This window comes from Bradyrhizobium manausense, from assembly GCF_018129685.1.
GTDB classification, from domain to species: domain Bacteria; phylum Pseudomonadota; class Alphaproteobacteria; order Rhizobiales; family Xanthobacteraceae; genus Bradyrhizobium; species Bradyrhizobium manausense_D.
The window spans coordinates 1-6,677 of record NZ_JAFCLG010000048.1 but is presented as its reverse complement, the minus strand read 5'-3'; the positions used below and the strand labels follow the sequence as shown (position 1 = coordinate 6,677).

The 6,677-nt window shown below is 64.3% G+C and carries 3 protein-coding genes; 1 reads left to right on the top strand and 2 read right to left on the bottom strand.

Annotated features, from left to right (window positions below; translation table 11 throughout):
* Nucleotides 1-338 precede the first annotated feature (338 nt).
* The gene (gene metH, locus JQ621_RS35155; RefSeq protein ID WP_212241785.1) at nucleotides 339-4,196 is read right to left on the bottom strand and encodes a methionine synthase; all 3,858 of its coding nucleotides are present in this window, start codon (nucleotides 4,194-4,196) and stop codon (nucleotides 339-341) included.
* Between the two features lie 6 nt (nucleotides 4,197-4,202).
* Nucleotides 4,203-5,123, bottom strand: coding sequence for a methylenetetrahydrofolate reductase [NAD(P)H] (gene metF / locus JQ621_RS35150; RefSeq protein WP_212241784.1), 921 nt, complete (start codon nucleotides 5,121-5,123; stop codon nucleotides 4,203-4,205).
* Between the two features lie 394 nt (nucleotides 5,124-5,517).
* Between metF and JQ621_RS35145 the strand changes: the two genes are divergently transcribed.
* On the top strand, nucleotides 5,518-6,534 hold the full coding sequence (locus tag JQ621_RS35145; RefSeq protein WP_212241783.1) for an LLM class flavin-dependent oxidoreductase: 1,017 nt from the start codon (nucleotides 5,518-5,520) through the stop codon (nucleotides 6,532-6,534).
* Nucleotides 6,535-6,677: the final 143 nt, after the last annotated feature.

Sequence of the window (6,677 nt, the reverse complement as noted above, 5' to 3'; positions counted from 1 at the left end):
GAGCGTAGCTCGCCCGTGGGTCGATCGCGCGAAGCGCGAGCGGGGTGGGGTGATCTCTCAACACGGGGAGTGTTCGATGCGGAGAGACCGTCACCCCACCTCGGTCCGCATTCCGCTTCGCTGCATGCGAACCGATCCTCCCCCTCCAGGGGAGGATGGGGACCGCTTGTGTGGGATCCGCGTGTGGGAGTGGCGGGCACGACACCCGATCCTGCTCTTATACAGGTGTTTTGCCCGACGGGGCAAGCATTTTTCGGTAAGACCGAAATTGTGCAGGCGCTTCAACCCCATCCCTACTGTGCATGGGGTTGTTTTCGCCTTGCCGGTGCGGGGCGGACCTATCCCGCGCCTGCGCGCTTCTTCTGCCAGACCAGATGCACCGCGCAGGTGCAGCCGGGCGGATGCGAGGCGAGGTCCTTCGAGGTCTCGTCGTTCGCCGGCGTTGCGGCGAAAGCCTTGTCGGTCGTTTGCTGCGACGGGATGTAGTTCAGCACCGGCGCGAGCCAGCGCTCGGTCTCCGCGATCGTCATGCCCTTGCGCGCGGCGTAATCCTCGACCTGATCGCGCTCGATCTTGCCGACGCCGAAATAATAGCTCTCGGGGCTCGCGAAATAGAGCCCCGACACGGAGGAGCCCGGCCACATCGCAAAGCTCTCGGTCAGCTTCACGCCGGCGGTCGCTTCCGCATCGAGCAGCTCGAACAGCGTCGCCTTCTCGGTGTGATCGGGCTGGGCGGGATAGCCGGGCGCGGGGCGGATGCCCTGATACTTTTCGAGGATCAGATCGTCGGTCGACAGCGCCTCGTCCGGCGCATAAGCCCAGAACTCGCGGCGCACGCGGGCATGCATGGCTTCCGCAAAAGCTTCGGCGAGACGATCGGCGAGCGCCTTGCACAGGATCGAGGAGTAGTCGTCGTTGGCGCTTCTGAAGCGGTCGGCGACGGCATCCTCGCCGATGCCGGCGGTGACGACGAAGCCGCCGACATAGTCGGGCACGCCGCTCTCGCTCGGCGCGATGAAGTCGGAGAGCGCCGCGTTGAAACGGCCCTCGCGCTTCTCGAGCTGCTGGCGCAGCGTGTGCAGCGTCGCGATTTTTTTGGTGCGGCTGTCGTCGGCATAGAGCACGATGTCGTCGCCTTGCGCGTTCGCCGGCCAGAAGCCGATCGTGGCGCGCGCGCGGAACCATTTTTCCCTGACGATGAGGTCCAGCATCTTGCGCGCATCATCGTAGAGCGAGCGCGCGACTTCGCCGACCTTCTCGTCCTTGAGGATCGCGGGGAAGCGGCCGGCAAGTTCCCAGGTCTGGAAGAACGGCGTCCAGTCGATATAGGGCACGAGCTCGGAAAGATCGTACGCGTCAAAACTCCTGGTGCCGAGGAAGGTCGGCTTCACCGGCTTGCTCTTGGTGAAATCGATCTGCACGCGGTTCTTGCGGGCGTCCGCGAGCTTCAGCCGCTTCTTGTCGGCCTGCGCGCGCAGATGCGCCTCGGAGATCTTGGCGTATTCGGCGCGCACCTCGGCGGCGTAGGCCTCGCGCCTGTCGGGCGACAGCAGCGAGGACGCAACGCCGACGGCGCGGCTGGCATCGTTGACGTGAACGACGGGGCCGGCGCGATAGCTCGGGTCGATCTTGACGGCCGTATGCACGCGGCTGGTGGTCGCGCCGCCGATCAGCAAAGGCAGCTTGAGGCCTTCGCGCTGCAGCTCGCTGGCGAAGAACGCCATCTCGTCGAGCGAGGGCGTGATCAGGCCCGAAAGCCCGACGATGTCGGCCTTCTCGGCCTTCACCGTCTCGACGATCTTGGCGGCAGGCACCATCACGCCGAGGTCGATCACCTCGTAGTTGTTGCACTGGAGCACGATGCCGACGATGTTCTTGCCGATGTCGTGCACGTCGCCCTTGACGGTCGCGAGCACGATCTTGCCGGCAGAGCTCGAACCTTCGGTGCCGACGCCGTTGGCGAGGTTGCGCGCCTTTTCCTCTTCCATGAACGGCATCAGCCAGGCGACCGCCTGCTTCATCACGCGCGCCGACTTCACCACCTGCGGCAGGAACATCTTGCCGTCGCCGAAGAGGTCGCCGACCACGTTCATGCCGGCCATCAGCGGCCCCTCGATGACGTCGAGCGGACGCGAGGACTTCTTGCGGGCTTCCTCGGTGTCGACTTCGATGAACTCGGTGATGCCGTGCACCAGCGAATGCGACAGCCGCTTCTCGACCGGCCATTCGCGCCAGGCGAGATCGGCTTCCCTGGACTCGGTCTTCTTGCCGCGGAATTTCTCGGCGAGCGCCAGCAGGCGCTCGGAGGCGCCGGGGTCGCGGTTGAGGACGACATCCTCGCAGGTCTGGCGCAGCTCGGGGTCGATGTCGTCATAGACGATCATCTGCCCGGCGTTGACGATGCCCATGTCCATGCCGGCCTTGATGGCGTGATACAGGAACACCGAGTGCATGGCCTCGCGCACCGGCTCGTTGCCGCGGAACGAGAACGACAGGTTCGAGACGCCGCCTGAGATGTGCGCGCCCGGCAGGTTCTGGCGGATCCAGCGCGTCGCCTCGATGAAGTCGACGCCGTAATTGTTGTGCTCCTCGATCCCGGTCGCGATCGCAAATATGTTCGGATCGAAGATGATGTCCTCGGGCGGGAAGCCGACACGATTGACCAGGATGTCGTAGGCGCGCTTGCAGATCTCGGTCTTGCGCGCGAACGTGTCGGCCTGGCCGATCTCGTCGAACGCCATCACCACGACAGCCGCGCCATGACGGCGCGCGATCCTGGCCTCGTGGATGAATTTTTCCTCGCCTTCCTTCATCGAGATCGAATTGACGACCGGCTTGCCCTGGACGCATTTCAGGCCGGCCTCGATCACGGAGAATTTCGAGGAGTCGACCATGACAGGCACGCGGGCGATGTCGGGCTCGGCGGCGACGAGGTTCAGGAACGTCACCATCGCAGCTTCGGAGTCGAGCAAGCCCTCGTCCATGTTGACGTCGATGATCTGCGCGCCGTTCTCGACCTGGTCGCGCGCGACCTGAAGCGCGGCCGTGTAATCGCCGTTGGTGATCAGCTTGCGGAAGCGGGCCGATCCCGTGACGTTGGTGCGTTCGCCGACGTTGACGAACGGAATGGCATCCGTCAGCACGAACGGCTCGAGGCCGGAGAGGCGCAGCTTAGGCGCGATCTCGGGCACGACGCGGGGCTTGTGCGGGGCGACCGCCGCGGCGATCGCCGCGATATGGTCCGGCGTGGTGCCGCAGCAGCCGCCGACGATGTTGACGAGGCCATCGCGTGCGAATTCGCCGACGAGACGTGCCATGTATTCTGGCGTCTCATCATACTGGCCGAACTCGTTGGGCAGGCCGGCGTTGGGATAGGCGCAGACCAGCGTATCGGCGACGCGGCCGATATCGGCGATATGCGCGCGCAGATCTTCTGCGCCGAGCGCGCAGTTGAAGCCGATGGTGACGGGCTTGGCGTGACGCACCGAATTCCAGAACGCCTCCGGCATCTGGCCGGAGAGCAGGCGGCCGGATTTGTCGGTGATGGTGCCTGAGACCATCACGGGCATGTCGATGCCGAGCTCTTCGGTGATCTCGGCGATCGCATAGAGCGCCGCCTTGGCGTTCAGCGTATCGAAGATGGTCTCGACCAGCAGCAGGTCGACCCCGCCGTCGATCAGGCCGCGGATCTGCTCGCCATAGGATTTGCGTAAGTCGTCGAAGGTGACGGCGCGATAGCCGGGGTTTGCCACGTCAGGCGAGATCGAGGCGGTCCGGTTGGTCGGTCCGATCGCGCCGGCGACGAAGCGCGGCTTGCCGTCCTCGGCCGCGACGCGCCTGGCGGCATTGCCGGCGAGGCGGGCGCCTTCGCGCGCCATCTCGTAGACGATGTCGGTGAGGTCGTAATCGGCCTGCGCAATCGAGGTCGTCGAGAACGTGTTGGTCGCGACGATGTCGGCGCCGGCGCGCAGATAGGCGGCGTGGATGTCCTCGATCGCCTGCGGCTGGGTCAGGATCAAGAGGTCGTTGTTGCCGCGCAGGTCGCGATGGAAGTTCTTGAAGCGTTCGCCGCGGAAGGCGGCCTCGTCGAACTGCAGATTCTGGATCATCGTGCCCATGGCGCCGTCGAGCACGAGGATGCGCTCGCGCGCGGCGTTGATCAGGGCGGTTCGCTTGGGCGAAGTGGATACGGTCATTGTGCTTTACGCCGCCTTCTGCGCGCTCTTGGCGCGGATGCCGAGCAAATGGCTGATCGCGAACACGAGATCGGCGCGGTTCATGGTGTAGAAATGGAAGGTGTCGACGCCGTGCTTGGCGAGCTTCTGCACCTGGCCGGCGGCAACGGTCGCGGCCACCAGCTTGCGGGTCTCGGCATCGTCGTCGAGGCCCTCGAACTTCGCGGCGAACCAGTCCGGCACGGTGGTGCCGGCGCGGGTGACGAAATTGCGCGCCTGCTTGAAATTGTGCATGGGCATGATGCCCGGCACGATCGGAATGTTGATGCCGCGCGCACGGACGCGGTCGAGATAGCGGAAATAGAGATCGTTATCGAAGAACACCTGGGTGATCGCGCGTGTCGCACCCGCATCGACCTTGGCCTTGAGCGTATCGATGTCGGCATCGAAGTCGCGCGCTTCCGGGTGCTTCTCGGGATAGGCGGACACGCTCACTTCGATGTCGCCGTGCCGCTTCTTGATTCCCGCGACGAGGTCGGCCGAACTCTGGTAGCCGTCGGGATGGCTGGTATAGGGGGTGCCAATGCCGCCGGCGGGATCACCACGCAGGCCAACGATGTGGCGGACGCCGACCTCGTGATAGCGGTCGACGATCTCGTCGATCTCGCCGCGCGAGGCGCCGACGCAGGTCAGATGCGCGGCCGGCAGCAGCGCGGTCTCTTTCAGGATGCGGGAGATGGTCGAATGGGTCCGCTCGCGGGTCGAGCCGCCGGCGCCATAGGTCACGGAGACGAATTTCGGCTCGAGCGGCGCCAGCCGGTTGATGGTCTCCCAGAGATTCCGCTCCATATCTTCGGTCTTGGGCGGGAAGAACTCGAACGAGATCGCAGGCCGCTTCAGGTGCCCGTCTTGCCCTTCACTACGGGCAGGATTCGTCAAATCGGTCATGGCACCATTCACTCCAGGGCTTGCCAGCGGTCTCGCGGCCGGGTCTTAGCTTGGGAGACGCTAAGATAGGGCAAAGGCTGGTTTCTCGACAGCCCATCCTGGATGGGAAATAGCCCACTTATGAACATTAAGTGCCGAATATTGCAACGCAATGGCTTTTAGTGGGAAATACATAAAAAAAGAAAATATTATTTTATTATCAGTGCATTGTAGCTATTTCTGTGGTTCGGCTAATTGTCCAAAAGGGGGTGGGCAGAATGAAATCTGATCCATACGATATCCGCCTGTCCCAACGTCCGACTGAGACCGAACGCGAGACCTCCCTGCCGGCACACGCCAGACCTGCGCTGGTGGCCCATTGCCGCAGCCCGGCCCTTCACTACGTTAACGGGCCATGATCCCGCTCTCTGTCCTCGACCTCTCCGTCGTCACCACAGGCACAAAGCCCGCCGCGGCGCTGCGCAACAGCATTGACCTGGCGCGCCATGTCGATGGGCTCGGTTATGTCCGCTACTGGCTCGCCGAGCATCACAACCTCGCTTCCGTCGCGAGCCCGGCGCCCGATGTGATGATCGGGCAGATCGCGGCGGTGACGACGCGTATCCGGGTCGGCTCCGGCGGCGTGATGCTGCCCAACCATGCTCCGCTGGTGGTGGCCGAGCGTTTCAAGATGCTGGAGGCGCTGTTTCCGGGACGGATCGATCTCGGCCTCGGCCGCGCGCCCGGCACCGATGGTGCGACGGCCTATGCGCTGCGCAGCCGGCTCGACCGCCGCGAGGGCGACGACTTTCTGGAGCGCCTGCACGAATTGATCCTGTGGGAGACCCGCGAATTCCCCGCAGGTCATCCCTACCACAACGTCGTCGCGATGCCGGACGACAGCCCGCTGCCGCCGATCTGGCTGCTCGGCTCCAGCGATTACTCTTCGGAGCTTGCAGCGCAAGTCGGCATGGGCTTCGCCTTCGCGCATCACTTTGCGTCCCATGATGCGATCGACGCCATGGTGCGTTATCGCGACCGCTTCCAGCCCTCGGCCTGGCGCGCGACCCCGCACGCGATTCTCGCCGTTGCCGTCATCACGGCGGACACCGACGAAGAGGCGGAAAAGCTCGCGACATCCTTCGACCTCAACCGCCTGCGCCGCGACCGTGGTCAATACCTGCCGCTCCCAAGCGTCGAGGAAGCGCTGGCCTATCCCTACACGGACTCCGAACGCGTCTCGATTGCGCGCAACCGCTCGCGCCTGTTCGTCGGCAGCCCCGCGACGGTGCAGAAGAAGCTTCAGCCGCTGATGGATGCGAGCAAGCCGGACGAGCTGATGGTGATTACCGCCGTTTACGATCACGAGGCGCGTAAGAAATCGTATTCGCTGCTGGCGGAGGCGTTCGGGCTGGCGAAGCAGGCGGCGTAACGCACCCTCCCCTGGAGGGGCTACCGGATTCACACATCGCTTCGGTCTTCCCGGTGGCGCATCATCAGGTTGGTGCCGCGTTTCATGGCTTGGAACTCGAGCCAGCCCTGAAGCATGACGACGGGGCCCGGCTTGCCGTAGTA